Below are 25,011 nucleotides of genomic sequence, written 5' to 3' on the forward strand. Positions count from 1 at the left end.
TTCGTTTGAGTGAGTGTTGGAAGTGCCGGTCGAGCGGTAGAGGGGCGCCGTACCGGCGGTCGTGGAGGTCGGGAAAAACCCCACACGCAAGCCAAGAGACGAGTCTAACAGGTCGACGTCTCGACCGTGGTGAGCGCCACGTCCAGCAGCGCGTTGAAGACGCGCGGCCTCATCGCGGTCACGAGGTGGGTCGTGCGCGGGACGACGATCAGTTCGGCATCCTTCGCGATCGAGACGAACAGTCTCTCGTTCACGCGCAGCTGATCCCACTGCCCGTTGACGAACCAGAGCGGGACGTCGATCCGGCGCAGCGCCGCCAGCAGGTCCAGCACCGACAGCGACGCGAGGGCGGTGTCCTGCGCGTCGAACGCGTAGCCGCCGGCGCCGAAGTCCGGTCGCGTCTCGGGAGGGAGCGTGCGATCCAGCACGCGATTGGTCAGTCCGAGGCCCCGGTCCGGGAGGCTGTCGAATCGACGCGCGAAAAACCTGTACGCCGCGAGCCCCACCCCGCGCGGGATCGAGGTGCAGGATGCCGCGACGAAGGCCGCGACCGGCGGCGGCTCCTCCCGCCCCACGTAGTCGATGCACAGCAGGCCGCCCATCGAGTGCCCCACGAGCAGCACGGGGCCGCGCGTCGCAGCATCCTGAACGGCCCGGTCGATCGTCGCGAACGCTTCCTCGAGGGTGAAGTCCTCGCCCCGACGCGTTCCGTGGCCCGGCAGGTCGACCGCCGTCACGGGGTTCCCGCGGTCCCGCAGGTGGGCCACCTGCGCACGCCACATCGTCGCCGACGTGCGGATGCCGTGCACGAGCACGACCTGGACCGTCATGGCATCCACTGTAGGAGCGCCGCACCCCGTCCGGCCCATCCTCCGGCGACCGAACGGGGCCGCGGGATCACGCGCCGCAACGGACCTCGGCGGCCCCGGATGCCGCGTCCCCGAGCATCCGCGGACGGCGATGTCGGCGCACCACCGTAGAATCGACGGAACATGTCACCGCGCGCCCTGAAGCCCCTCGAGCCGTCCGCCACCCCGCCGGCGCAGATCCGCAACTTCTGCATCATCGCCCACATCGACCACGGCAAGTCGACGTTGGCCGACCGCATGCTGCAGATCACCGGCGTCGTCGCCGACCGCGACATGCGCGCGCAGTACCTCGACCGCATGGACATCGAGCGCGAGCGCGGCATCACGATCAAGTCGCAGGCCGTGCGGATGCCGTGGTCCACCGCCGACGGCACGTTCGCCCTCAACATGATCGACACGCCCGGCCACGTCGACTTCACCTACGAGGTCAGTCGCTCCCTCGCGGCGTGCGAGGGCGCGATCCTGCTCGTCGACGCCGCCCAGGGCATCGAGGCGCAGACCCTCGCCAACCTCTACCTGGCGCTCGAGAACGATCTGACGATCATCCCGGTGCTCAACAAGATCGACCTCCCCGCCGCCGACCCCGACAAGTACGCGGCCGAGCTGGCGGGTCTCATCGGCGGCGACCCCGCCGACGTCCTGCGCGTCAGCGGCAAGACCGGTATGGGCGTCGAGGAGCTCCTCGACCTCATCGTCGAGAAGATCCCCGCCCCCGTCGGCGTGGCCGACGCGCCCGCGCGCGCGATGATCTTCGACTCCGTCTACGACGCGTACCGCGGCGTGGTGACCTACGTGCGCATGATCGACGGCGCACTGCAGCCGCGCGAGCGCCTGCAGATGATGTCGACCGGCGCCACGCACGAGGCGCTCGAGATCGGCGTCTCCAGCCCCGAGCCGATCCCCACCCAGGGGCTCGGCGTCGGCGAGGTCGGCTACCTCATCACCGGCGTGAAGGACGTGCGCCAGTCGAAAGTCGGCGACACGATCACCACGCACCGCAAGCCCGCCACCGAGGCCCTCGCGGGGTACACCGACCCGAAGCCGATGGTCTTCTCGGGCATCTATCCGATCGACGGCAGCGACTACGCCGAGCTGCGCGAGGCCCTCGACAAGCTCAAGCTCTCCGACGCCTCCCTGCAGTACGAGCCCGAGACCTCCGTGGCCCTGGGCTTCGGCTTCCGCTGCGGCTTCCTGGGCCTCCTGCACCTCGAGATCATCACCGAGCGCCTCTCGCGCGAGTTCGGCCTCGACCTCATCACCACCGCCCCGTCAGTGACGTACGAGGTCACCACCGACACCGGCGAGACGGTGTCGGTCACCAACCCCAGCGAATACCCCGACGGGCGCGTCGCCTCGGTGTCGGAGCCGATCGTCAAGGTCGGCATCCTGCTTCCGAAGGACTACGTCGGCACCGTCATGGAACTGTGCCAGTCGCGCCGCGGCACCCTGCTGGGCATGGACTACCTCAGCGAAGACCGGGTCGAGCTGCGCTACAACATGCCGCTCGGCGAGATCGTCTTCGACTTCTTCGACCACCTCAAGTCCCGCACGCAGGGATACGCGAGCCTCGACTACGAACCGGCCGGCTCGCAGACCGCCGACCTCGTCAAGGTCGACATCCTGCTGCAGGGCGACAAGGTCGACGCGTTCAGCTCGATCGTGCACCGCGAGAAGGCCTACAGCTACGGCACGATGATGGCCGAGCGTCTGCGCAAGCTCATCCCGCGCCAGCAGTTCGAGGTGCCCATCCAGGCCGCGATCGGCGCCCGCATCATCGCGCGAGAGACGATCCGCGCGATCCGCAAGGACGTGCTCGCCAAGTGCTACGGCGGTGACATCACCCGAAAGCGCAAGCTCCTCGAGAAGCAGAAGGAGGGCAAGAAGCGCATGAAGATGGTCGGTCGCGTCGAGGTCCCCCAAGAGGCGTTCATCGCCGCGCTCTCCGGCGACGTCGAGGCCAAGAAGTAATACGCACGCAACCGAGAGGGGTGAATCATGCGCAGGCAGAACTTCACCGATGACACGGTCGATTACGCCGCGGTCGGCGCCACCCAGGCGCCCGACCTCATGCAGTACCCGCCGGAGCACTCCGTGCCCGCCGAAGACGCGTGGCGCATCGGCAGCGGCGAAGAGCGCTTCGCCGCGGCGGGCGAGCTGCTGCTGTCGTGGGCTCCGCTGCGCTCCGAGGAGCTGAGCATCACCGACGTGCGCCCCGCCTCGAACACCGGCTACGCGGGCGTCGGCTTCGACGCCGAGGGCGCCCCGGTCGCACCGAGCCGTCTCGAGGCCGAGCAGCGCTTCGCGGCCGACGGCACGCCCTTCGTCAGCCCCGGCACCGGCGTGCGCCTGCACGGCAAGGTCGACGGGCACCGCGCCGACGCCGAGCTGCGCGTCATCTCGGTGTTCGAAGAACCCCGCCGCGTGGGCTTCATCCTCGGCACCGTCGGGCACTCCATCGTGAGCGGTGAGGAGCTCTTCTCCCTCGAGTGGCGCGAGAACGACGAGGTCTGGTTCGTCGTGCGCGCCTTCGACCGGCCCACGGCCCCGTCCTACCGCCTCTTCACGAGCCGCGTCCGCCGCCGGCGCAAGGCGCTCTTCGCCCGCTACCTCCGCGCGATCTCGCCGCTGTACTCGTCCTGATGGGCGGGCCCCTCCCGCTCGGCGACCCCGCCCCGGTCGACGGACGACTCCCCGACGACCTCGTCGTCGACCCCGCCGCCGATTTCGGCGTCTACCTGCACGTGCCGTTCTGCCGCGTGCGCTGCGGCTACTGCGACTTCAACACCTACACCGCGAGCGAGTTGCGCGGAGCGCGGCAAGACGACTTCGCCGACACCCTGGCCGCGGAGGTGCGCCTCGCGGGTGGGGTGATGGATGCCGCGGGCGGTCGGCGGGCGGCATCCACCGTGTTCTTCGGGGGAGGAACGCCGACGCTGCTGCCGCCGGGAGACCTCGCCCGGATGCTGCGCGCGGTGCACGACGAGTTCGGAATCGCCGAGGGCGCCGAGGTCACCGTCGAAGCCAACCCCGACACGGTCGATGACACGGTCGCCGAGACGCTCGCCGCGGCCGGGGTGACCCGCCTGTCGATCGGCATGCAGTCGGCCCGGCCGCACGTGCTCGCCGCGCTCGATCGCACGCACGATCCGCTGAACGTCGCGACCGCGGTCACCGCCGCGCGCCGTGCCGGTCTCGATGTCTCGGTCGATCTCATCTACGGCGCGCCGGGGGAGTCGCTCGATGACTGGCGCGCTTCGCTCGAGGCCGCCGTCGCGCTCGAGCCCGATCACGTGTCGGCGTACGCGCTGATCGTCGAGGACGGCACGAAACTCGCGCGCCAGATCCGCTCCGGCGCCGTCGCGATGCCGGACGACGATCTGCAGGCCGACATGTACGAGCTCGCCGACGATCTGCTCGCCGCTGCGGGCTACGACTGGTACGAGGTGTCGAACTTCTCGCGCGGGGCGGACCACCGCTCGCGTCACAACCTCGCGTACTGGCGCGGCACCGACTGGTGGGGCTTCGGTCCGGGAGCGCACAGTCACGTCGCGGGGCTCCGGTGGTGGAACGTCAAGCACCCCGCCGCGTACGCCCAGCGCCTGGCCGCCGCGGAATCCCCGGCCGCCGCGCGGGAGCGCCCCGACGAGACCGCGCGCCGCCTCGAGTCGGTGCTCCTGCGCAGCCGCATCCGCGAGGGGATCGCGGTGTCGGAGGTCGTCGGCGACGGCCGGAAGGCCGTGGCATCCCTCATCGCCGACGGTCTCATCGAGGGGGCGGATGCCATCCGCGGCCGCATCGTGCTGACGCGCCGCGGGCGGCTGCTGGCGGATGCCGTGGTCCGGGCGCTCACGGTCTGACCCTCGCGGCGTCGATGCCCCGTCGGATCCTCGCCGTTGCGGTGCGAGGCGCCGGCCGCAGGTGTCGCTCCTGCGCGCATCCCGCTCCCTCGCGCATCCCGGCATCCGGCTGCGCCGCATCCCTCGATGAACGCCGATCCTGTCGACACTCGGCGCGACGCCGCGTGTCTCGACGGGATCGGCGTTCATCGCGAGGGCGGACGGGCCGCGCGCGGAGCGCTCCGCGAGCCGCTCGACGCAGGGTGGCGGTGATCGTCGTAGAATTGGCACTCAGTCGAGTCGAGTGCCAGACGGGAGGAGAGCGCATGGTGTCGGAACGCGGTCTCCAGGTGCTCCGCGCGATCGTGCAGGACTACGTCGACACGCGCGAGCCCGTCGGCAGCAAGGCGATCGTCGAGCGGCACGCGTTCGGCGTGTCGGCGGCGACCATCCGCAACGACATGGCGCTGCTCGAAGACGAAGACCTCATCGTCGCTCCGCACACATCGTCCGGGCGCGTGCCGACCGACAAGGGCTACCGCGTCTTCGTCGACCACCTCGCCGAACTGCGCCCCCTGTCGACCGCGCAGCGCAGCGCGATCACGTCGTTCCTCGACGAGGCCGGCGACCTCGACGACCTCCTCGCGCGCACCGTGCGGGCCCTCACGCAGTTGACCGGTCAGGTCGCGATCGTGCAGTACCCCTCGTTCGCGCGCGCCAACGTCACGCACGTCGAGCTCGTCGCCCTCGGCGGACCGCGCGTGCTCGTCATCCTCGTCACCGACACCGGTCGCGTGTCGCAGCGCATCGCGCTCGTGCCCGCGGAGCCGGGGGACAGCGACATCGCCCTGCTGCGCTCGCGCGTCGGAGCGGTGCTCGTCGGCCGCAGCGTGGCCGACAGCTCCCAGCGCGTCGCCGACGCCCTCGCCGACGGCCCGCGCCCGGGCGTGATCCTCGACGCGATCGCCGACGCCGTCCTGCGCGTCGTCGGCGAAGAGCTCGAGGAGTTCCGTCAGGACCGACTCGTCATGGCCGGGGCCGCGACCCTCGCCAAGCGCGAACAGGACTTCCGCGGCAGCATCTACCCCCTCCTCGAGGCGATCGAGGAGCAGGTCACCCTGCTGCGTCTCATGAGCGAGATGGTCGCCGACGAGAAGGGGCTGTCCGCGAGCATCGGCCGCGAGAACGAGCCGTTCGGTCTCGTCGAGGCCTCGGTGCTCGCGAGCCGGTACGACGGTTCGACCGGTGGCGCGCGGGTGGGGCTGCTCGGCCCGACGCGCATGGACTACTCCTCCAACCTCGCGGCGGTCCGCGCCGTCGCGCACTACCTGACCCGGATGCTCGAAGACGACGACAGCGCGCGCTGACGGCATCCCCGAAGAGAACGACCCCGCGGGAGCGGGCAGGAAGGCGATTGTGGCTGACCACTACGAGGTCCTGGGCGTCGAACGAGACGCCAGCCCCGAAGACATCAAGAAGGCCTACCGGCGTCTCGCGCGCCAGCTGCACCCCGATGTGAACCCCGGTGAGGACGCGTCCGAGAAGTTCAAGCTCGTGACGCACGCCTACGACGTGCTGAGCGACCCCGAGCAGCGTCGCCGTTACGACATGGGCGGCGACCAGAGCCCGTTCGGCGGCGGGGGAGCGGCCGGTTTCGGCGGCTTCAGCGACATCTTCGAGACGTTCTTCGGCGGAGCCCAGGGCGGCGGCGGACGCGGTCCGCGACCGCGTTCCCGCCGGGAGCGCGGCCAGGACGCCCTCGTGCGCGTCACTCTGCAGCTCGGCGACGTCGTGTTCGGCACGCACCGCGACCTCGAGGTCGACACCGCCGTGCTGTGCGAGACGTGCCAGGGCGCGTGCACCCAGCCGGGGACGAGCGAGGTCACCTGCGACATCTGCCACGGCTCCGGCCACGTGCAGCGCACCGTCCGCAGCCTGCTCGGCAACGTCGTCACCAGCCAGCCCTGCACCGTGTGCCACGGGCACGGCACGACCATCCCCTACCCCTGCGGCACCTGCCAGGGTCAAGGACGCGTCCGCGCGCGCCGCACCGTCTCGGTCGACATCCCCGCCGGCGTCGAGTCGGGGCTGCGCCTGCAGCTGCCCGGTTCGGGCGAGGTCGGACCCGCGGGCGGCCCCAACGGCGACCTCTACCTCGAGATCACTGTCGAGTCCCACGACGCGTTCAGCCGGGAGGGCGACGACCTCGTCGCCACCCTCGAGGTGTCGATGCCGGATGCCATCCTCGGCGCCACGACCACGATCGAGTCCCTCGACGGCAGCGTCGACCTCGAGGTGCGCCCGGGCGTGCAGTCCGGAGACGTGCTCACGATCAAGGGCCGCGGGATCACCCCGCTGCGCGGCAGCCAGCGGGGCGACCTCAAGGTGGGAGTGCACGTGGTCACCCCCACCCGCCTCGACCACAAGGAGCGCGCCCTCATCGAGGAGTTCGCCAAGCGCACCAAGGCACCCAAGCCGCGCCTGGCGGAGCACCAGCAGGGCATGTTCAGCAAGTTCCGCGACCGCTTCCGGCACTGAGCATGGCACTGCACTTCGTCGTCGACGAGGCGGGTTTCGCCCGTCCCGGTGACACGATCGCCCTCACCGGCGCCGAGGCGCATCACGCCGCGGCCGTGCGGCGCGTGCGCGTCGACGAGGCCGTCACGCTCGGCGACGGCCGCGGCGCCTGGCTCTCGGGCGTCGTGACCGCCGTCGCGCCCAAGCAGGTCGACGTGCGGGTCACGGGTCGCGAGCAGGTCGACGCCCCCGTCCCCCGGTTCGTTCTGGTGCAGGCCCTCGCGAAGGGCGATCGCGACGAGCTGGCCGTGCAGGCCGCGACCGAGCTCGGCGTCGACGCGATCGTGCCGTGGCAGGCCTCGCGCAGCGTCTCGCGATGGGATGCCAAGGCCGAGAAGGGTCTCGCGCGCTGGCGCACGATCGTGCGCGAGGCCGCGAAACAGGCGCATCGCGCGTGGATCCCCGACGTGGAGGGCGTGGCGCGCACGGCCGATCTCGTCGCCCGCGCCGGCAGCGCTCTCGTGCTGGTGCTGGAGCCCTCGGCATCCGTCCGTCTCACCGAGGTGGCCGCGGAGGCCTCTGACACACGCGATGTCGTGCTCGTGGTGGGCCCGGAGGGCGGGATCGCTCCCGAAGAGCTGTCCGCCCTCGAGGACGCCGGCGCGCGACTCGTGCGCCTCGGCGACACCGTGCTGCGCACCTCCACCGCGGGAGCCGCGGCGATCTCGGTGCTGTCCGCCGCGCACGGGCGGTGGTGAGCGGCCCGCTTCCTCGGGGTGACCTTCGCCGTTCGCGCGGGAGATGTCGGTCCCGAACGGCGCAACCCGCCCCGAAGTGCTCGTCGACGCACCGGCGGCCCCGCCGACTCGGCCTGCGTGTCGGAGGCCCTCACTAGACTGGATGCCATGAGCGAACCGTCGATCTTCACGCGCATCCTGCAGGGCGAGATCCCCGCCGAGATCGTGGCCGAGACCGAGAACGTCTTCGCGATCCGCGACATCGCCCCGCAGGCGCCGGTGCACCTGCTCGTCATCCCCAAGACGGCGCGGTACCGCGACGTCGTCGCTCTCGCGGCCGGCGACCCCGCTCTCCTCGCCGAGGTGGTCGACCTCGCCCATCGCGTCGCGGCCGAGCACGCCGACGGCGACTTCCGCCTCGTCTTCAACACCGGCGAGGGCGCCGGTCAGACCGTCTTCCATGTGCACGCCCACGTCCTCGCGGGCGGCCTGAACGAAAAGAGCCTGGGTGGCTGATTCCCCCGAAGAGACCGTTTCCGAGCAGATCGCTGTCGACGGCGTCGCCATGGTGCAGCTGCTCGGACCGCAGGACCGCCTCCTGCGCGTCGTCGAGAAGGAGCATCCCGACGTCGACGTGCACGTCCGCGGCAACGAGATCACGCTGACGGGAACGGCCTCGGCCGTGCGCGCCGCGCGTGATCTCGTCGACGAACTGCTCGCCATGACGCGTTCCGGACAGGGCCTCGATCCCTCCGACGTGTCCAGCTCCAACCGCATGCTGCGCAGCGACGGCGGACCCCGTCCGTCCGAGGTGATGGGCGAGGCGATCCTGTCGTCGCGCGGCAAGGTCATCCGCCCCAAGACCGCCGGTCAGAAGGAGTACGTCGACGCGATCGACGAGAACACGATCGTGTTCGGCATCGGCCCCGCCGGAACCGGCAAGACCTACCTCGCCATGGCGAAGGCCGTGCAGGCGCTGCAGCGCAAAGAGGTCAACCGCATCATCCTGACGCGGCCCGCCGTCGAGGCGGGGGAGCGGCTCGGCTTCCTTCCCGGCACGCTCACCGACAAGATCGACCCGTACCTGCGCCCCCTGTACGACGCGCTCAACGAGATGATGGACCCCGACATCGTCCCCAAGCTCATGGCGACGGGCACGATCGAGGTCGCGCCTCTGGCGTACATGCGCGGTCGCACGCTGAACGACTCGTTCGTCGTGCTCGACGAGGCGCAGAACACCACGCCCGAGCAGATGAAGATGTTCCTCACGCGCCTCGGTTTCGGCACGCGCATGGTCGTGACCGGCGACATCACCCAGGTCGACCTCCCTCAGGGTGCCTCGGGCCTGCGGCTGGTGACGCGGGTGCTGAGCGACATCGACGACATCCACTTCTCCCGCCTGACCAGCGACGACGTCGTGCGGCACTCGCTCGTCGGCCGCATCGTCGACGCGTACAGCGAGTACGACGAGAAACGCCTGGCCGCGCGTCGCGAACGCGACGAAGCCTCCGAATTCGCCACCCGTGCGGAGCGACGCGGCCCCGGTGCCGCCGGACCCCGCGATCACCTCCCGATACGGAACCGCTCATGACCATCGAGATCAACAACGAGTCCGGCCACGAGGTCGACGAACAGGTGCTGCTGCGCCTGATGGAGTACAACCTGGCCGAGCTGCACGTCAGCGCCGACGCCGACGTGGCGATCGTGCTCGTCGACGAGGGGGCGATGGAGTCGCTGCACGTGCAGTGGATGGACGAGCCCGGCCCGACCGACGTGCTCAGCTTCCCGATGGACGAGCTGCGTCCCGGATCCGAAGACGCCCCCACCCCCGCGGGTCTGCTCGGCGACATCGTGCTGTGCCCCGCCGTGGCCGAGACCCAGGCGGTCGCGGCGAAGCACTCCACGCAGGACGAGCTGATCCTGCTCACCACCCACGGTCTGCTGCACCTGCTCGGCTTCGATCACGCCGAGCCCGACGAAGAGCGTGAGATGTTCGGTCTGCAGCGCGAGCTGATCACCGGTTTCCAGGCCGTCGAGCGCCAGCGCCGGGCATGACCGAGGCGCTCCTCCTCGTCGCCGCCTTCCTGCTCGTCGCGTTCGGCGGTCTGATGGCGGCTTCGGAGGCGGCGCTGGGCGTGACCTCGCGCACCGACCTGCTCGAGCTGGGCGCCTCGGGGCGCAACGCACGGTCGCTGCGCCGCATCGCCGACGACACCAGCGCGCACAACACCGCCGTGGTGTTCATCCGCGTGCTCTCCGAGACCACCGCGGCCGTGCTCGTCGCCGCCGCGTTCATGCTGATCTTCGACAACATCTGGCTGGCGGTCGCCGCCGCGGCCGTGCTGATGACGGGCATCTCGTTCGTCGCGGTCGGCGCGAGCCCCCGCTCGGTCGGTCGCCAGCACGCGCGCGGTCTGCTGCGCGGCGTGGCCCCGGTCATCCGGGGCATGCGCGTGCTCCTCGGCCCCCTCGCCCACGGGCTCGTCGCGGTCGGCAACAAGGTGACGCCGGGGGTGTCGCCGTCGACTTCGTTCGCGTCGGAGGAGCAGCTGCTCAGCATCATCGACGAGGCCGCCGAGAACGAGTTGATCGAAGAGGACGACCGCGAGCTCATCCACTCGGTCTTCGACTTCACCGATCGGTACGTCCGCGAGGTGATGGTCCCGCGCACCGACATGGTGAGTGTGGATGCCGCGGCCACCTCGCGCGAGGCCCTCGCCCTCTTCCTCGAGAAAGGCGTGTCGCGCGTGCCCCTCGCCGACGACGACGCCGACGACGTCGTGGGCGTGCTGTACCTGAAGGACCTCGTGCAGTTCGGCTTCCGCGACGAGGCGGGCTGGCGCGATGCGCCCATCCGCCGCATCGCGCGTCCCGCGGTCTTCGTGCCCGAGTCGATGAAGGCCGAGACCCTGCTGCAGCAGATGAAGAGGGACGCCGTGCACGTCTGCCTCGTGGTCGACGAGTACGGCGGGGTCGCGGGACTGGTGACGCTCGAAGACCTCATCGAAGAGCTGGTCGGCGAGATCGCCGACGAGTACGACGCCCCGAACACCGAGATCGTCGAGCTCCCCGACGGGCGTTACCGCGTCAATGCCCGCCTCGGCCTCGACGAGGTCGGCGACCTCTTCGGGCTCGAGCTCGACGACGAGGACGTCGATTCGATCGGCGGTCTGCTCGGCAAGGCCCTCGGCCGCATCCCCCAGCCCGGCGCCACCGCCGAGCACTCCGGCCTCGTGATGACCGGCGGCGCGTCGCGCGGTCGCAACCGGGGCATCGCCACCGTGATCGTCGAGCGGGGCGAGACGCCCGCCGACGACGACGCCGAGGCAGAGGCCTCGGCGCGTGAAAGGAACGACAGATGACCGACACCCGATCCGGTTTCGTGACCTTCGTGGGCCGGCCCAACGTCGGCAAGTCCACGCTGACCAACGCCCTCGTGGGCGAGAAGGTCGCGATCACGAGCGAGAAGCCGCAGACGACCCGACGGGCGATCCGCGGCATCGTCAACCGCCCCGGTGGTCAGCTCGTGGTGGTCGACACCCCCGGCATCCACCGCCCGCGCACCCTGCTCGGGCAGCGACTGAACGACCTCGTCGAGCAGGTGCTCGGCGATGTCGACGTCATCGCGTTCTGCGCTCCGGCGACCGAGAAGGTCGGCCCCGGCGATCGCCGGATCGCGGAGTCGCTGTCGGGCTACCCGCGCGCCAAGAAGGTCGCCCTCGTCACCAAGACCGACGCGGCCACGCGCGATCAGATCACCGAGCGCCTCGTCGAGGTCGACGCCCTGCGCGAGGACTGGGCCGCGGTCATCCCGCTCTCGGCGGTGACGAACGACCAGCTCGACGTGCTGAGCGACGAGCTCCTCGCGCTCATGCCCGAGGGGCCCGCGCTCTACGCCGACGACGTCGTCACCGACGAGACCCTCGAGGATCGCATCGCGGAGATCATCCGGGAGGCGGCCCTGCACGGCGTCCGCGACGAGCTGCCGCACTCCATCGCGGTGACCGTCGACGATGTGGCCGCGCGCGAAGACAGCGATCTGACCGACGTGTACGCCAACATCGTCGTCGAGCGCGACAGCCAGAAAGCGATCATCATCGGCAAGAAGGGCTCGCGCCTGGCCGACGTGGGAGCGCGCGCCCGCGCCGGGATCGAGCCTCTCGTCGGCGGGCGCGTCTATCTGTCGCTGCACGTACGGGTGGCGAAAGAATGGCAGCGCGACCCGAAGCAGCTCGGACGCCTCGGCTTCTGAGCCCCGGCTGCGACCCGGCGCCCGAGCAACCCCGACGTCGCGCGAGAGCGCGCTCGTCTCAGTCCGATCCGCGCGAGATCGCGCGGTCGCAACGGAAGGTGCAGGCATGGCGAAGAGGTGGACGGCCCCGACCCCCGGGCCCATCGAGACGTGGAGCTTCGACGACGTCGAGGTGCCCGCCCCCGGTGCGGGGGAGGTGACTGTGCGGGTCCGCGCGGCGGGCGTCAATCCGGCCGACGCCAAGCACGTCGCGACCGCCCGTCCCGGCGCGACGTTCCCCGTCGCGATCGGATACGAGCTCTCCGGCGAGATCACAGCGATCGGCCCCGACACGGTCGGCGGATCGGGGGAGCTCGCGGTGGGCGACGAGGTCGTGGCCTTCCGCGTGCAGGGCGCCTACGCCACCGACATCACGGTGCCGGCGCGCGACGTCTTCGCCAAGCCCTCGTCGCTCTCCCACGCCGAGGCCGCCAACCTGCTGCTGGCCGGGACCACCGCCGCCGAGATGGTCCAGGTCACCCGTGTCGTCGAGGGCGAGACCGTGCTCCTGCACGCCGCCTCCGGAGCGGTCGGGGTGAGCCTCTTGCAGCAGGCGCGAGAGCTCGGCATCCGCGTGATCGGCACCGTCGGTCCGGATGCCGCGGACTCCGCCGACCGCGTCCGCCGATACGGCGGGATCCCCGTCGCCTACGGCGAGGGCCTGCGCGAGCGCGTCGAGGCGGCCGCCGACGGCGGGACGATCGCCGCCGCGTGGGATGCCGCGGGGACCGACGAGGCCATCGACGTCTCGCTCGAGCTCGTGGCCGACCGCGACCGGGTCGTCACGATCGTGTCGCCCGACCGCGCTGCCGCCGACGGGTTCCTCTGGATCGCCGGGGCCCGGCCCGAGAGCGCGCGCTTCCGCGACATCGCCCGCGCCCGCGTGCTCGAGCTCGCAGCATCCGGGGCCCTCGAGGTCCCCGTCTCGCGCACCTTCCCCCTGGCGGAGGCGGTCGAGGCCGTGCGCTTCGTCATGACCGGCCACCCCGGCGGCAAGGTGGCCCTGCTGCCGTGAGCGCGTCGCCGTTCTCGCTGAAGCCCGCGCCCGACCGACTCGACGTGAGGCGGGAGCGCGTGCGACTGCGCCCCTTCGAGGAGCGCGATCTCGACGCCATGGCCGCCTACCGCGGCGACGCCGAGGTCTGCCGCTACCTGCCCTTCGATCCGCAGACAGCCGACGACATCCGTCGACGCAACGGAGCCCTCATGGGGCGGACGACGCTGGAGGGCGAGAACGGCGGCGTCATGCTCGCGGTGGAGCGCCTCGACGACGACCTCGTGATCGGCGACCTCGTGCTCTTCCACCTCGATCCCGCCGCGGGCTCCGCCGAGATCGGCTGGGTGATGAGCCCGGCGGCATCCGGTCGGGGGCTGGCCACCGAAGCCGTTCGCGCGCTGATCGACACCGCGTTCGAGGTGTACGGGTTGCGCCGACTGGTGGCCCGGATCGATCCCGAAAACGCCCGTTCGGTCGCCCTGGCCGAGCGGCTCGGCATGCGGCGCGAGGCCCACTTCGTCGAGGAGGACTGGTTCAAGGGCCGGTGGAGCGACCTGCTCGTATACGCCGTCCTCGCGCGCGAATGGGACACGCCCGCGGGGTGAACTCGGTGACCGCCGGTCCGCGGTGGACGGATGCCGCGGCACGGGGCTGCTACGATCGCAGAATGCGCTTCGGTGGCCTGCTTCTTCTTAGCTGCCGCGACGAGTCCTCGTTCTAAGGGCCTTCCTCGTCGCGGAGATCGTCGTCGGCCCCACCGAACGAATCTAAAGAAGCGACACATCATGAAGAACACGCAGAAGCCCACGTCCGCTCCGGTGCACAAGTACCGTCCCTTCCACGAGCAGATCCGGGTCGACCTGCCCGACCGCACGTGGCCGTCGAAGCGCATCGAGGTCGCGCCGCGCTGGTGCGCCGTCGACCTGCGCGACGGCAACCAGGCGCTCATCGACCCGATGAGCCCCGAGCGCAAGCGCGTCATGTTCGACCTGCTGGTGAAGATGGGCTACAAGGAGATCGAGGTCGGGTTCCCGAGCGCGAGCCAGACCGACTTCGACTTCGTCCGCCAGCTGATCGACGACGACCTCATCCCCGACGACGTCACGATCCAGGTGCTGACGCAGGCGCGCGAGCACCTGATCGCCCGCACGTACGAGGCGATCGCCGGCGCGAAGCAGGCGATCGTGCACCTGTACAACTCCACCTCCGTGCTGCAGCGCGAGGTCGTGTTCCGCACCGACGAGCAGGGCATCGTCGACATCGCCCTCGAGGGCGCGCGCCTGTGCAAGAAGTACGAGGCGACGATCCCCGAGACGCAGGTGTTCTACGAGTACTCGCCCGAGAGCTACACCGGCACCGAGCTCGAGTTCGCGCTGCGCATCTGCAACGAGGTGCTGGAGGTGTTCCAGCCGACGCCCGAGCGCAAGGTCATCCTGAACCTGCCGGCCACCGTCGAGATGGCCACGCCCAACGTGTACGCCGACTCCATCGAGTGGATGTCGCGTCACCTGAACCACCGCGAGAACGTCATCCTCTCGCTGCACCCGCACAACGACCGCGGCACCGCCGTCGCGGCGGCGGAGCTGGGCTACATGGCCGGCGCCGACCGCATCGAGGGGTGCCTCTTCGGAAACGGGGAGCGCACCGGCAACGTCGACCTGGTCGCGCTGGGGATCAACCTGCTGACGCAGGGCATCGACCCGCAGATCGACTTCAGCGACATCGACCAGGTCAAGCGCACGGTCGAGTACTGCAACCAGCTGCCCGTGCCCGAGCGCAGCCCCTGGGCCGGCGACCTGGTCTTCACCGCCTTCAGCGGATCGCATCAGGATGCCATCAAGAAGGGCTTCGAGGCGATGGAGGCCCGCGCGAAAGCCGAGGGCAAGACCGTCGACGAGATCGAGTGGGCGGTGCCGTACCTGCCGATCGACCCGAAGGACCTGGGACGTTCGTACGAGGCCGTCATCCGCGTGAACTCGCAGTCGGGCAAGGGCGGCGTCGCCTACCTGCTGAAGGCCGACCACGCGATCGACCTGCCGCGCAAGCTCCAGATCGAGTTCTCGGGGGTCGTGCAGGCCCGCACCGACGCCGAGGGCGGCGAGGTGTCGAGCGCTCAGATCTGGGACATCTTCACCGACGAGTACCTGCCCTCGACCGTCGACGACCAGCGCTGGGGCCGCTTCGAGCTGCTCTCGACCCGCTCGTCGAGCGACATGTCGGGCGATGTGCACCTCGACGTCTCGCTGCGCGACGGCGACACCACGCACCCGGCCTCGGCCGTGGGCAACGGTCCGGTGGCCGCGTTCCTCGAGATCGTGCGCTCCCAGGGCTTCGACGTGACGCTGTACGACTATGTCGAGCACGCCCTCAGCTCCGGCGGCGACGCGCAGGCCGCGGCCTACGTCGAACTGCAGGTCGACGACCAGCGCCTGTGGGGCGTCGGCATCGACGGCGACATCTCGACGGCCTCGCTCAAGGCGATCGTCTCCGGCGTGAACCGCGCGATCCGTACCCGTCAGACCAGCGGCGAGCTGGCCGGCGTCTGACACCGCGCACGAGAGACACGACCGTGGCCTACGCCCACGGACACCACGAGAGCGTGCTGCGTTCCCACGCCGCGCGCACCGTCGCCGACTCGGCGGCCTACCTGGTGTCTTCGCTGTCGGCCGGCGCCCGCATCCTCGATGTGGGCGCCGGCCCCGGCACCATCACCGTCGACCTCGCCGACCGGGTGTTCCCGGGAGAGGTCGTCGGAGTGGATGCCGCTCCCGACGTGGTCGAGATCGCCCGCGCGACCGCGGGGGAGCGCACGAACGTGACCTTCCGCACCGGTGACGCGTACGCACTCGGCGAGCCCGACGCCTCGTTCGACATCGTGCACGCCCACCAGGTGCTGCAGCACCTCGCCCGGCCGGTGCAGGCGCTGCGGGAGTTCCGCCGCGTCGCCGGACCCGAGGGCCTGGTCGCGGTGCGCGACGTCGACTACGGCGGAGTCATCTGGCATCCGGTGATCCCCGCCCTCGACGAGTGGCTCGAGATCTATCACGGGGTGCATCGCGGATCGTCGGGCGAGCCCGATGCGGGTCGACGCCTGAAAGCGTGGGCGCGCGAAGCCGGTTTCACCCGCATCGAGGCCAGCGCGAGCGTGTGGGTGTTCGACACCCCCGACAAACGCGCGTGGTGGGGTGGGATGTGGGCCGATCGCGTGCTCGCGTCGTCCTTCGCGGGTCACGCGCGGCGTCTGGGTCTCGCCGACGACGCGACGCTGCAGCGCATCTCCGACGCGTGGCGCGAGTGGGCGGCGCACCCGGACGGGTGGATCCTGCTCCCGCACGGCGAGGTGCTCGCCCGGTGGTGACAGCGGCGGAGGGCGTGGATGCCAAGATGAACGACGTGATCCGCATCGACGCCCTCTTCCGCTACCCGGTGAAGGGCTTCACGCCCGAGCGGCGCGACAACCTCGTGATCCAGCCCGACGGGCGGGTGCAGGGCGACCGGTCGCTCGTCTTCCGCTTCGCGGACGCGGTCGAGCCCGAGGACGCCACGTATCCCAAGAGCCGCGGTCTCGCGCTCATGACCTTCCCGTCTCTCGCGCGCGTCGACCTCGCGTTCGACGACGAGGCGCGGACCCTGCGGCTCCGCGTCGACGACATCGACGTGACCGCCGACCTGAGCGACGACGGTCGCGCGCGACTCGCCGAGGCCGTCACCGCGTACCTGCGGACCACCGGCGATGCCCGACTGCTCGACGCCGACGGCATCCTGCCCCTGGGTCTTCTCGGCGACGGCCGCACGGCGCGGTTCCAGGATCGTCCGCAGGGGTTCGTCTCGCTGCACGGAGCGGCCTCGGTCGCCGACCTCGATGCCGCGGTCGAGGCGCCCGTCGACGATCGGCGCTTCCGCTCGAACATCGTCGTGTCGGGCACTTCCGCGTGGGAGGAGCTCGGCTGGGCCGGGCGCGTGCGCATCGGCGAGGTCGAGTTCGCGGTGCAGAAGCCGATCGAGCGGTGCGCGGCGATCACCGCGAACCCCGACACCGGTGTGCGCGATGCGCGCCTGCTGAGGGTGCTGACGACGGAGTTCGGACAGGACGAACCGACCCTCGGCATCCTGCTGCTGCCCGTCGCCGACGGCGGGACGATCCGCGTCGGCGACGAGGTCATCCTCGACGCCTGAGTCGCCAGGAGTCGTCGCCTCGAGCGCGCGTGAGGCGACAGATCTTCGCACCTCGCGCGGTCAGTCCTCGGTGCGGATGATCGGGATGCCGGTGGTCTCGACCGCCACCTTGCGACGGTAGAGCTTGCGCTGCTCGGGGAGCGACAGGTCGAAGAGCACCGCGAGCACGCGGATGACGGTCGTCACCACCACGCCGATCACCGCCGCGATCGGCAGCGGCACGCCGAACGCGGCGGTCGTCGCCAGCACGACGCATCCGCCGCCCGCCGCGACGGCGTAGAGCGACCCCACGTGCATGATCGCGACGGGCAGGCCCATCAGCACGTCGCGCAGCACGCTGCCGCCGGCCGCCGCCAGGACGCCGACGAAGATCGCGGGCACCGCGGGCATCCCGAGGGCGAGCGCCTTCGAGGTGCCGAACGCGCCGAACAGACCGATCACGACGGCGTCGAGCATGACGATCGCGCGGTTGAGCCGCTGGAAGATCCCCGACAGCAGCATGCCCACGATCGAGGCGAGCGTGGCCGTGATGAGGTACCAGTTGCTCTGCAGGGTCGCGGGGGTCAACCCCAGCAGCAGATCGCGGATGAGGCCTCCGCCCATGCCGAGCAGGATGCCGATGATCGCGACCCCGAGCAGGTCCAGGCGTCGCTGCCCCTGGAATCCCGAGGCGAAGAGCGCCCCCTGCACGCCGCCCAGGGCGACGGCGGTGAGATCCGCCCAGAGGGGGATGACGAAGGTCGGCGTGTCCACGGCATCCATTCTCCCGTTCCGAGGGCGGCCGCCCGCGCGCGCCGCGCAGGCCGCTCACGGGTGGGCGGACGGATAATGGACTGTGCCCACCTACCGCGACGAAGTCGTGGTCCTGCGTACCCACAAACTGGGGGAGGCGGACCGCATCCTCACCCTCCTCAGCCGCCGCAACGGCAAGATCCGCGCGGTGGCCAAGGGCGTGCGGCGCACCTCGTCGAAGTTCGGCTCGCGCCTCGAGCCCTTCATGGTCGCCGACGTGCAGCTGTTCAAGGGCCGCAACCTCGACATCGTGCAGCAGGCGGAGTCGCTGGGCTCCTACGGCGCCGACATCGTCGTGAACTACGACCGCTACACCACCGCCAGCGCCATGGTCGAGACCGCGGACCGGCTCAATGAGGCCGAGGCCACGCCCCAGCAGTACCTCCTGCTCGTCGGCGGTCTGCGCTCGCTCGCGCGCGGCGACCACGCGGAGCGCAGCGTGCTGGACTCGTACCTGCTGCGCGCGATGGCCCTGTCGGGGTGGGCCCCCGGGCTGACCGAGTGCGCGCGGTGCGGCACGATCGGCGATCACCCGTACTTCCTCCCGCAGCTCGGCGGGGTCGTCTGCTCGACCTGCGCCCCCGCGGGCTCGCCGCGCGTCGCGCGCGAGACCGTCGACATGCTCCGCGCCCTCATGGCGGGGGAGTGGGACACGATCGACGACGCCCCCGGCCGCACCGTGGCCGCCGCCTCGGGTCTGGTGGCCGCGTACGCGCAGTTCCACCTGGAGCGCGGCATCCGTTCCCTCTCGCACCTGGAGTCGCATCGATGACACCGAAGCCGTTCACGCACCGCGACGCCGTGCCGTACCGCCCCCTGGACTGGACGGGGGAGTACCCGCCCACGTACCCCAAGGGCGCCGTGCCGGAGCATGTCGCGATCGTCATGGACGGCAACGGCCGGTGGGCCAACCGCCAGGGACTCACGCGGGTCGAGGGGCACCGCGCGGGCGAGGCGGCCCTGCTCGACGTGGTCGCCGGGGCGATCCAGGCGGGCGTGAAGCACCTGTCGGTCTACGCCTTCTCGACCGAGAACTGGTCGCGCTCTCCCGACGAGGTGCGCTTCCTCATGGGCTTCAACCGCGAGGTGCTGCACCGCCGCCGCGATCAGCTGAACGAGTGGGGCGTGCGCATCCGGTGGTCGGGCCGCAAGCCGCGCCTGTGGGGCTCGGTCATCAAGGAGCTCCAGCACGCCGAACGCCTCACCGAGGGCAACTCCACGCTGACCCTGACGATGTGCGTGAACTACGGCGGACGCGTGGAGATCGTGGATGCCATGCGCCGCATCGGCGACGACATCGCCGCCGGGAAGCTCAAGCCCTCGGCCGTGACCGAGAAGCTCATCCGCAAAAACCTGTACCAGCCCGACATGCCCGACGTCGATCTGTTCGTGCGCTCGAGCGGCGAGCAGCGCACCTCGAACTTTCTGCTGTGGGAGTCGGCGTACGCCGAGATGGTGTTCCTCGACACGCTGTGGCCCGACTTCCGCCGCACGCACCTGTGGGACGCGATCGGGCTCTACCTCTCGCGCGATCGGCGGTTCGGGGGCGCGGTCGACGCGCCGACGGCGTGACGGATGCCGCGATCGGAATAGATCCACCATCGAAGGAGTTGCACGCGATATGACGGATGCCATCAAGATCGACGTGTGGAGCGACATCGCCTGCCCCTGGTGCTACATCGGCAAGCGGAACCTCGAGAACGGCCTGGCCGCCACGGCCGGCGATGACGACGCCCCCGTCGTCGAGATCGAGTACCACTCGTTCGAGCTCTCGCCCGACACCCCCGAGGACTTCCACGGCGGCGAGGTCGACTACCTCTCGCAGCACAAGGGCATCTCGCCCGACCAGGCGCGCGAGATGCTCGACCGCGTCACCGGCGTCGCCGCCGAGGCGGGACTCGCGTACCGCTTCGACATCCTGCAGCACACCAACACCGTCAAGGCGCACGAGCTGCTGCACTTCGCCAAGGAGAACGGCAAGCAGCTGGAGCTCGCCGAGGTGCTCATGTCGGCGTACTTCCTCGAGGGCAAGCACGTCGGCCGCGACGACGACCTCGTCGCCCTCGCCGTCGAGGTCGGACTCGACGAGGATGCCGCCCGCGAGGCGCTGTCGTCGCAGCGCTTCCGCGCCGCCGTGCGCGCCGATCAGGAACAGGCCCGCCAGTTCGGCATCACCGGCGTGCCCTTCTTCGTGATCGACGGCAAGTACGGCGTGAGCGGCGCGCAGCCCGTGGAGGCGTTCAGCCAGATCGCGCGTCAGGTGTGGGGCGAGCGGCGCGAGGTCGCCGAAACCGCCGACGCGTGAGGCTCCTCCCCACCCCCGGCCCGCGTTCCCGCATCCGTGGACGCGGGCACCGTCGGCGTCGGGCGTCTGGGAGAATGACAGGGTGAATACGGCATTGGCTCCGACGCGATCGCTTCGCATCGGCAACATCGAACTCGACGCCCCCGTCGTGCTCGCCCCCATGGCCGGCATCACGAACACGGCGTTCCGTCGTCTGTGTCGCGAATACGGTGCCGGGCTCTACGTGAGCGAGATGATCACGACGCGCGCGCTCGTCGAACGCAACGAGACCACGATGCGTCTCATCCGCCACCACGAGTCCGAGACGCCGCGCTCGATCCAGCTCTACGGCGTCGATCCGGCCACGACCGAAGCGGCCGTGCGCATGATCGTCGACGAAGACCACGCCGACCACATCGACCTGAACTTCGGCTGCCCGGTGCCCAAGGTCACGCGGCGCGGCGGCGGCGCCGCCCTGCCGTGGAAGACCTCGTTGTTCCGCGAGATCGTGGAGCGCGCGGTGAAGGCGGCGGGCGACAAGCCGCTGACGGTCAAGATGCGCAAGGGCATCGACGCCGATCACCTCACCTATCTCGAGGCCGGACGCATCGCCGAGGGGGCGGGGGTGGCATCCATCGCCCTGCACGCCCGCACGGCGAGCGAGTTCTACTCCGGCCACGCCGACTGGGCCGCGATCGCCACGCTCAAAGAGACGGTTTCGAGCGTCCCCGTGCTCGGCAACGGCGACATCTGGTCGGCCGACGACGCCGTGCGCATGATGGACGAGACCGGGTGCGACGGCGTCGTGGTCGGTCGCGGCTGCCTCGGCCGTCCGTGGCTGTTCGGCGACCTCGCGCGCGCCCTCGGCGGTCCGGACGCGGCCCACGGCGAGCCCGTCGACGCCACCCTCGGTTTCGTCGCGAAGGCCTTCCGCCGCCACGCCGAGCTGCTCGTGGAGTTCTTTGAGGACGAGGGGCGCGGATGCCGCGACATCCGCAAGCACGTCGCGTGGTACTTCAAGGGCTACCCCGTCGGCGGTGAGCTGCGCGCGAGCCTCGCGACGGCCTCGACGCTCGACGAGATCGACGAGCTGCTGGCCACGATGGAACTCGACGCCCCCTACCCGGGAGCCGCGGCCGAGGGGCAGCGCGGTCGCGCCGGAACGCCCAAGCGCCCCGCCCTGCCCGACGGGTGGCTCGACTCCCGCGAGATCGGCGTCGAAGCCGGCCGCGCCCTCGCCGACGCGGAACTGCACCACAGTGGCGGTTGAGGCGTCGCCGACGGTCGCGCGACCGGTCGGCTACGACGACGTCGACGCGGCGCGCTTCCACGTCGAGAACCACCGCTCCCAGCGCGACGACTTCGCGCGCGACCGCGCCCGCGTGCTGCACTCGGCCGCGCTTCGGCGGCTCGCCGCGAAGACGCAGGTGCTGAGCCCCGCGAGTCCCGCCGACTTCGCCCGCAACCGTCTCACGCACTCCCTCGAGGTCGCGCAGGTGGGGCGCGAGCTGGCGACCGCGCTGCAGCTCTCACCCGACGTGGTCGACACCGCGTGCCTCAGCCACGACCTCGGCCACCCGCCCTTCGGGCACAACGGCGAACGGGCCCTCAACGAGTGGGCCGACGAGATCGGCGGCTTCGAGGGCAACGCGCAGACGCTGCGCATCCTCACGCGCCTCGAGCCGAAAGTGTTCGGTGCCGGCAGCGAACCGTTCGGCCTCAACCTCACCCGCGCGAGCCTCGACGCCACCTGCAAGTACCCGTGGACGGTGGATGAGCCCGTGCCCGATCCGGGCGGCCGCCTGAAGTTCGGCGTCTACCCCGACGACGAGCCGGTGTTCCACTGGATGCGCGGGGGCGCCCCGACGCGACAGCGCTGCATCGAAGCCGAGGTCATGGACCTCTCCGACGACATCGCCTATTCGGTGCACGACTTCGAAGACGCGGTCGTCAACCGCTACGTCGACCCGGCGCGCCTCGCCTCGCGCGTCGGTCGCGAGGGGCTGCTCGACGCGATCCAGCGCTGGGTCGGTTACGACTTCGTGCGCGACGACCTCGCCGCGGGCCTGGAGCGCCTCATGGCCATGCCGGAGTGGATCCACTCCTTCGACGGCACGCGCCCGGCGCTCGCGAGACTGAAGAACCTCACCTCCGACCTCATCGGTCGCTTCGCACGCGCCGCCACCGCCGCGACGCGCGAGGCGTACCCCGCCGACGAGCTCACGCGCTACCGCGCCCATGTGATCGTCCCGGCCGAGGTCGAGGTCGAGATGGCGGTGCTCAAGGGCATCATCGGCGCCACCGTCGTCTCGATCGACGGCCGCAAGGTGCTGTACCGCGAGCAGCGCCACGTGCTGAAGCGGTTGGCATCCGCGCTGTGGGAGAACCCCGGAGCGTTGGACGCCCTGCACGCCCCCGACTTCGCGGCCGCTCGCGACGACGCCGCGGCACGACGCGTCGTCGTCGACCAGGTCGCGAGCCTGACCGACCAGCTCGCGATCTCGTGGCACGGGCGACTGGTGGGCGAGGTCGACGCCGCCGAGCTGGGCGTCTGGGCGCCCGGCGCCCGCGCCTCGCGCGGAGCGGATGCCTGATGGCGGGACGCATCCGTCAGGCCGACGTCGACGAGGTCAAAGCGCGGGTGAACATCGCCGACGTGATCGGTGAGCGCGTCGCTCTGAAGCCCGCGGGCGTGGGCTCGATGAAGGGCCTGTGCCCCTTCCACGACGAGCGCAGCCCGAGCTTCAACGTGCGCCCGCAGGTGGGCTACTACCACTGCTTCGGGTGCGGCGAGTCGGGCGACGTGTACTCGTTCCTGCGCGCGATGGATCACGTCTCGTTCACCGAGGCGGTCGAGCGCATGGCCGCGCGCGTGGGGTACACCCTGCACTACGAAGACGGGGGAGCCGCCCCCGAGACCTCCGGGCGCTCGCGCCTGTACGCCGCCAACGCCGCCGCGGCGGAATTCTTCCGCGCTCAGCTCATGACTCCCGAGGCCGAGACGGGTCGCCGGTTCCTCGGCGATCGCGGCTTCGACGCCGGAGCGGCCGCGCACTTTGGGGTCGGCTACGCGCCGAAGGGCTGGTCGCACTTGCTCGACCACCTGAGCGCGCAGAAGTTCACCCGCGACGAGCTGCTGCAGGCCGGACTGGTGTCGCAGGGCCAGCGGGGAGTCTACGACCGCTTCCGCGGCCGCCTGGTCTGGCCCATCCGCGACATCACCGGGCAGGTGATCGGCTTCGGGGCGCGCAAGCTCTACGACGACGATCAGGGCCCCAAGTACCTCAACACCCCCGAGACTCCGCTCTACAAGAAGACGCAGGTGCTCTACGGGCTCGACCTCGCCAAGCGCGACATCTCGCGCTCCCACCGCGTGGTCGTGGTCGAGGGCTACACCGACGTGATGGCCTGCCACCTCGCGGGCGTGACCACCGCGATCGCCTCGTGCGGAACGGCGTTCGGCAGCGACCACATCACCGTGCTCCGGCGGGTGATGGGCGACGACAGCGCCTCCGGCGAGGTCGTCTTCACCTTCGATCCGGATGCCGCGGGCCAGAAGGCGGCGCTGCGCGCCTTCGCCGACGAGAAGCGTTTCGCGGCGCAGACGTACGTCGCCGTCGCGCCCGAGGGCCTCGACCCGTGCGACCTGCGTCTGCAGCGCGGCGACGGCGCCGTCCGCTCGCTCATGGAGACCAAGGCCCCCATGTTCGAGTTCGTCATCGATCAGCGGTTGAAGGATTTCAACCTCTCCAGCGTCGAGGGCCGCGCCGGGGCGCTGAACGCGGCCGCGCCGATCGTCGCCGACATCCGCGACCCCGCCCTGCGACCCGGCTACGTGCGCGTGCTGGCGCGTCGCCTGGGCCTCGACATCCCCGAGGTGCAGTCCGCGGTCGAGCGGGCCGCCCGCGGGGCCGACCGCGCCGAGAAGAGGGACGCGCAGCGCTCCGCGGAGCCCGCCCCCGTCGCGGTCTCGGTGACGATGGCCTCCCTCCCGCACACCCGCGATGTCGCCCTCGAACGCGGGGCGATGATGGCCTTCCTGCAGTACGGGCACCGCATCGATCCCGACCTGTTCCTGCGGGCCCTGCAGACGCCGTTCGGCCACCCCGCCCTCGAGGCGGTGCGCGCGTCCCTGGCATCCACGGATCTGTCGCAGCCCGGCTGGGCCGTGACGGCCGTGGAGGCGGTGCGCGAGCCGTTCCGTTCCCTCGCCGCCGAGCTGCTGACCGCGGAGTTCCCCGCCCGCACCGAAGAGGGAGCCGTGGCCTCGGCGAACGACCTCGCGCGGGGCCTCCTCGTGCGCGAACTGCAGCGCGAGAAGGACGAGCTCCTCCGCGGCATCCAGCGCGTCCCCGCGGAATCGGAGGAGGGGCGCCGGCTGCGGCTGCGGCTGCGCGAACTGGACGCCGACCGTCAGCGACTCGTCGCCACCTGACCCCGCGGGAGCGCTACCGCACCGGCGTGTCGCGAGGAAGCCCCGCGACGGGCGACGCGATCGTCGGGGAGGATGAG

The 25,011-nt window shown here is 70.9% G+C and carries 24 protein-coding genes; 22 read left to right on the forward strand and 2 right to left on the reverse strand.

The genetic code is table 11. The annotated features are described in order from the left end of the window. Nucleotides 1-104: 104 nt before the first annotated feature. Nucleotides 105-830: an alpha/beta fold hydrolase gene (locus AB1K56_RS07610; RefSeq protein ID WP_371205168.1), complete on the reverse strand. Its 726-nt coding sequence runs from the start codon at nucleotides 828-830 to the stop codon at nucleotides 105-107. A 162-nt stretch (nucleotides 831-992) separates the two neighbouring features. Here AB1K56_RS07610 and lepA point away from each other — a divergent pair, with 162 nt between their 5' ends. The 16 genes from lepA to AB1K56_RS07690 all read left to right on the forward strand — a co-directional run bounded on the left by lepA (nucleotide 993) and on the right by AB1K56_RS07690 (nucleotide 17,423). Continuing rightward, the gene (gene lepA, locus AB1K56_RS07615; RefSeq protein ID WP_136585551.1) at nucleotides 993-2,837 is read left to right on the forward strand and encodes a translation elongation factor 4; all 1,845 of its coding nucleotides are present in this window, start codon (nucleotides 993-995) and stop codon (nucleotides 2,835-2,837) included. A 27-nt stretch (nucleotides 2,838-2,864) separates the two neighbouring features. Next, nucleotides 2,865-3,509, forward strand: a complete 645-nt coding sequence (locus tag AB1K56_RS07620) for a DUF1990 family protein (protein ID WP_371205169.1) — start codon at nucleotides 2,865-2,867, stop codon at nucleotides 3,507-3,509. Continuing rightward, the gene (gene hemW / locus AB1K56_RS07625; RefSeq protein ID WP_371205170.1) at nucleotides 3,509-4,726 is read left to right on the forward strand and encodes a radical SAM family heme chaperone HemW; all 1,218 of its coding nucleotides are present in this window, start codon (nucleotides 3,509-3,511) and stop codon (nucleotides 4,724-4,726) included. The genes AB1K56_RS07620 and hemW overlap by 1 nt, the downstream gene beginning before the upstream one ends. Nucleotides 4,727-5,031: 305 nt before the next feature. Beyond that, nucleotides 5,032-6,072 (forward strand): heat-inducible transcriptional repressor HrcA, encoded by a 1,041-nt coding sequence (hrcA, locus tag AB1K56_RS07630; protein WP_371205171.1) that lies wholly within the window; start codon nucleotides 5,032-5,034, stop codon nucleotides 6,070-6,072. A 49-nt stretch (nucleotides 6,073-6,121) separates the two neighbouring features. Beyond that, nucleotides 6,122-7,243 carry a molecular chaperone DnaJ gene (gene dnaJ / locus AB1K56_RS07635; RefSeq protein WP_136585555.1) on the forward strand — a complete coding sequence of 374 codons (1,122 nt, stop codon included), beginning with the start codon at nucleotides 6,122-6,124 and terminating at the stop codon, nucleotides 7,241-7,243. Between the two features lie 2 nt (nucleotides 7,244-7,245). Continuing rightward, nucleotides 7,246-7,980: a 16S rRNA (uracil(1498)-N(3))-methyltransferase gene (locus tag AB1K56_RS07640; protein WP_371205172.1), complete on the forward strand. Its 735-nt coding sequence runs from the start codon at nucleotides 7,246-7,248 to the stop codon at nucleotides 7,978-7,980. A 147-nt stretch (nucleotides 7,981-8,127) separates the two neighbouring features. After that, a complete protein-coding gene (locus AB1K56_RS07645; protein WP_371205173.1) occupies nucleotides 8,128-8,475 on the forward strand; it encodes an HIT domain-containing protein in 348 nt (115 codons plus the stop codon). 49 nt (nucleotides 8,476-8,524) lie between these two features. Then, nucleotides 8,525-9,550 carry a PhoH family protein gene (locus AB1K56_RS07650; protein ID WP_371205434.1) on the forward strand — a complete coding sequence of 342 codons (1,026 nt, stop codon included), beginning with the start codon at nucleotides 8,525-8,527 and terminating at the stop codon, nucleotides 9,548-9,550. Beyond that, nucleotides 9,547-10,014 (forward strand): rRNA maturation RNase YbeY, encoded by a 468-nt coding sequence (gene ybeY / locus AB1K56_RS07655; RefSeq protein WP_076675771.1) that lies wholly within the window; start codon nucleotides 9,547-9,549, stop codon nucleotides 10,012-10,014. Before AB1K56_RS07650 ends, ybeY begins: the two co-directional genes overlap by 4 nt. Next, a complete protein-coding gene (locus AB1K56_RS07660; RefSeq protein WP_264630870.1) occupies nucleotides 10,011-11,321 on the forward strand; it encodes a hemolysin family protein in 1,311 nt (436 codons plus the stop codon). Before ybeY ends, AB1K56_RS07660 begins: the two co-directional genes overlap by 4 nt. Further along, nucleotides 11,318-12,211 (forward strand): GTPase Era, encoded by an 894-nt coding sequence (gene era, locus AB1K56_RS07665; RefSeq protein ID WP_136585560.1) that lies wholly within the window; start codon nucleotides 11,318-11,320, stop codon nucleotides 12,209-12,211. The genes AB1K56_RS07660 and era overlap by 4 nt, the downstream gene beginning before the upstream one ends. A gap of 106 nt (nucleotides 12,212-12,317) precedes the next feature. Continuing rightward, on the forward strand, nucleotides 12,318-13,265 hold the full coding sequence (locus AB1K56_RS07670) for a zinc-binding alcohol dehydrogenase family protein (RefSeq protein ID WP_371205174.1): 948 nt from the start codon (nucleotides 12,318-12,320) through the stop codon (nucleotides 13,263-13,265). Further along, nucleotides 13,262-13,852 carry a GNAT family N-acetyltransferase gene (locus AB1K56_RS07675; RefSeq protein ID WP_371205175.1) on the forward strand — a complete coding sequence of 197 codons (591 nt, stop codon included), beginning with the start codon at nucleotides 13,262-13,264 and terminating at the stop codon, nucleotides 13,850-13,852. Before AB1K56_RS07670 ends, AB1K56_RS07675 begins: the two co-directional genes overlap by 4 nt. Nucleotides 13,853-14,032: 180 nt before the next feature. Next, a complete protein-coding gene (leuA, locus tag AB1K56_RS07680) occupies nucleotides 14,033-15,793 on the forward strand; it encodes a 2-isopropylmalate synthase (protein WP_264630867.1) in 1,761 nt (586 codons plus the stop codon). A gap of 23 nt (nucleotides 15,794-15,816) precedes the next feature. Beyond that, nucleotides 15,817-16,605, forward strand: a complete 789-nt coding sequence (locus AB1K56_RS07685; protein WP_371205176.1) for a methyltransferase domain-containing protein — start codon at nucleotides 15,817-15,819, stop codon at nucleotides 16,603-16,605. Further along, nucleotides 16,599-17,423 (forward strand): MOSC domain-containing protein, encoded by an 825-nt coding sequence (locus AB1K56_RS07690; RefSeq protein ID WP_371205177.1) that lies wholly within the window; start codon nucleotides 16,599-16,601, stop codon nucleotides 17,421-17,423. Before AB1K56_RS07685 ends, AB1K56_RS07690 begins: the two co-directional genes overlap by 7 nt. A gap of 60 nt (nucleotides 17,424-17,483) precedes the next feature. Here the strand turns inward: AB1K56_RS07690 and AB1K56_RS07695 are convergent, their stop codons facing one another. Continuing rightward, nucleotides 17,484-18,185 carry a trimeric intracellular cation channel family protein gene (locus AB1K56_RS07695; protein WP_371205178.1) on the reverse strand — a complete coding sequence of 234 codons (702 nt, stop codon included), beginning with the start codon at nucleotides 18,183-18,185 and terminating at the stop codon, nucleotides 17,484-17,486. A gap of 73 nt (nucleotides 18,186-18,258) precedes the next feature. Here AB1K56_RS07695 and recO point away from each other — a divergent pair, with 73 nt between their 5' ends. From recO to dnaG, 6 genes are all read left to right on the forward strand, one after another. Further along, nucleotides 18,259-18,987 carry a DNA repair protein RecO gene (gene recO, locus AB1K56_RS07700; RefSeq protein WP_136585566.1) on the forward strand — a complete coding sequence of 243 codons (729 nt, stop codon included), beginning with the start codon at nucleotides 18,259-18,261 and terminating at the stop codon, nucleotides 18,985-18,987. Further along, a complete protein-coding gene (locus AB1K56_RS07705; protein ID WP_264630862.1) occupies nucleotides 18,984-19,787 on the forward strand; it encodes an isoprenyl transferase in 804 nt (267 codons plus the stop codon). Before recO ends, AB1K56_RS07705 begins: the two co-directional genes overlap by 4 nt. A gap of 49 nt (nucleotides 19,788-19,836) precedes the next feature. Next, nucleotides 19,837-20,520, forward strand: coding sequence for a DsbA family protein (locus AB1K56_RS07710; protein ID WP_136585568.1), 684 nt, complete (start codon nucleotides 19,837-19,839; stop codon nucleotides 20,518-20,520). 82 nt (nucleotides 20,521-20,602) lie between these two features. After that, nucleotides 20,603-21,769 (forward strand): tRNA dihydrouridine synthase DusB, encoded by a 1,167-nt coding sequence (gene dusB / locus AB1K56_RS07715; protein ID WP_264630861.1) that lies wholly within the window; start codon nucleotides 20,603-20,605, stop codon nucleotides 21,767-21,769. Next, a complete protein-coding gene (locus AB1K56_RS07720; protein WP_371205179.1) occupies nucleotides 21,759-23,093 on the forward strand; it encodes a deoxyguanosinetriphosphate triphosphohydrolase in 1,335 nt (444 codons plus the stop codon). The genes dusB and AB1K56_RS07720 overlap by 11 nt, the downstream gene beginning before the upstream one ends. Beyond that, a complete protein-coding gene (dnaG, locus tag AB1K56_RS07725) occupies nucleotides 23,093-24,934 on the forward strand; it encodes a DNA primase (RefSeq protein ID WP_371205180.1) in 1,842 nt (613 codons plus the stop codon). Before AB1K56_RS07720 ends, dnaG begins: the two co-directional genes overlap by 1 nt. Nucleotides 24,935-25,011: the final 77 nt, after the last annotated feature.

Origin of the sequence: Microbacterium sp. BWR-S6Y, assembly GCF_041379845.1 — a bacterium.
In the GTDB taxonomy this organism is placed as follows: domain Bacteria; phylum Actinomycetota; class Actinomycetes; order Actinomycetales; family Microbacteriaceae; genus Microbacterium; species Microbacterium hydrothermale.

What these genes read in the sequence shown, in the direction of transcription:
- AB1K56_RS07695 (WP_371205178.1), bottom strand. Translation starts at nt 18,185, where the DNA reads ATGGATGCCGTGGACACGCCGACCTTCGTCATCCCCCTCTGGGCGGAT.
- AB1K56_RS07650 (WP_371205434.1), top strand. Translation starts at nt 8,525, where the DNA reads ATGGTGCAGCTGCTCGGACCGCAGGACCGCCTCCTGCGCGTCGTCGAG.
- AB1K56_RS07670 (WP_371205174.1), top strand. Translation starts at nt 12,318, where the DNA reads ATGGCGAAGAGGTGGACGGCCCCGACCCCCGGGCCCATCGAGACGTGG.
- AB1K56_RS07710 (WP_136585568.1), top strand. Translation starts at nt 19,837, where the DNA reads ATGACGGATGCCATCAAGATCGACGTGTGGAGCGACATCGCCTGCCCC.
- AB1K56_RS07610 (WP_371205168.1), bottom strand. Translation starts at nt 830, where the DNA reads ATGACGGTCCAGGTCGTGCTCGTGCACGGCATCCGCACGTCGGCGACG.
- dnaG (WP_371205180.1), top strand. Translation starts at nt 23,093, where the DNA reads ATGGCGGGACGCATCCGTCAGGCCGACGTCGACGAGGTCAAAGCGCGG.
- ybeY (WP_076675771.1), top strand. Translation starts at nt 9,547, where the DNA reads ATGACCATCGAGATCAACAACGAGTCCGGCCACGAGGTCGACGAACAG.
- AB1K56_RS07660 (WP_264630870.1), top strand. Translation starts at nt 10,011, where the DNA reads ATGACCGAGGCGCTCCTCCTCGTCGCCGCCTTCCTGCTCGTCGCGTTC.
- AB1K56_RS07645 (WP_371205173.1), top strand. Translation starts at nt 8,128, where the DNA reads ATGAGCGAACCGTCGATCTTCACGCGCATCCTGCAGGGCGAGATCCCC.
- AB1K56_RS07640 (WP_371205172.1), top strand. Translation starts at nt 7,246, where the DNA reads ATGGCACTGCACTTCGTCGTCGACGAGGCGGGTTTCGCCCGTCCCGGT.
- lepA (WP_136585551.1), top strand. Translation starts at nt 993, where the DNA reads ATGTCACCGCGCGCCCTGAAGCCCCTCGAGCCGTCCGCCACCCCGCCG.
- hemW (WP_371205170.1), top strand. Translation starts at nt 3,509, where the DNA reads ATGGGCGGGCCCCTCCCGCTCGGCGACCCCGCCCCGGTCGACGGACGA.
- hrcA (WP_371205171.1), top strand. Translation starts at nt 5,032, where the DNA reads ATGGTGTCGGAACGCGGTCTCCAGGTGCTCCGCGCGATCGTGCAGGAC.
- leuA (WP_264630867.1), top strand. Translation starts at nt 14,033, where the DNA reads ATGAAGAACACGCAGAAGCCCACGTCCGCTCCGGTGCACAAGTACCGT.
- AB1K56_RS07620 (WP_371205169.1), top strand. Translation starts at nt 2,865, where the DNA reads ATGCGCAGGCAGAACTTCACCGATGACACGGTCGATTACGCCGCGGTC.
- AB1K56_RS07705 (WP_264630862.1), top strand. Translation starts at nt 18,984, where the DNA reads ATGACACCGAAGCCGTTCACGCACCGCGACGCCGTGCCGTACCGCCCC.
- era (WP_136585560.1), top strand. Translation starts at nt 11,318, where the DNA reads ATGACCGACACCCGATCCGGTTTCGTGACCTTCGTGGGCCGGCCCAAC.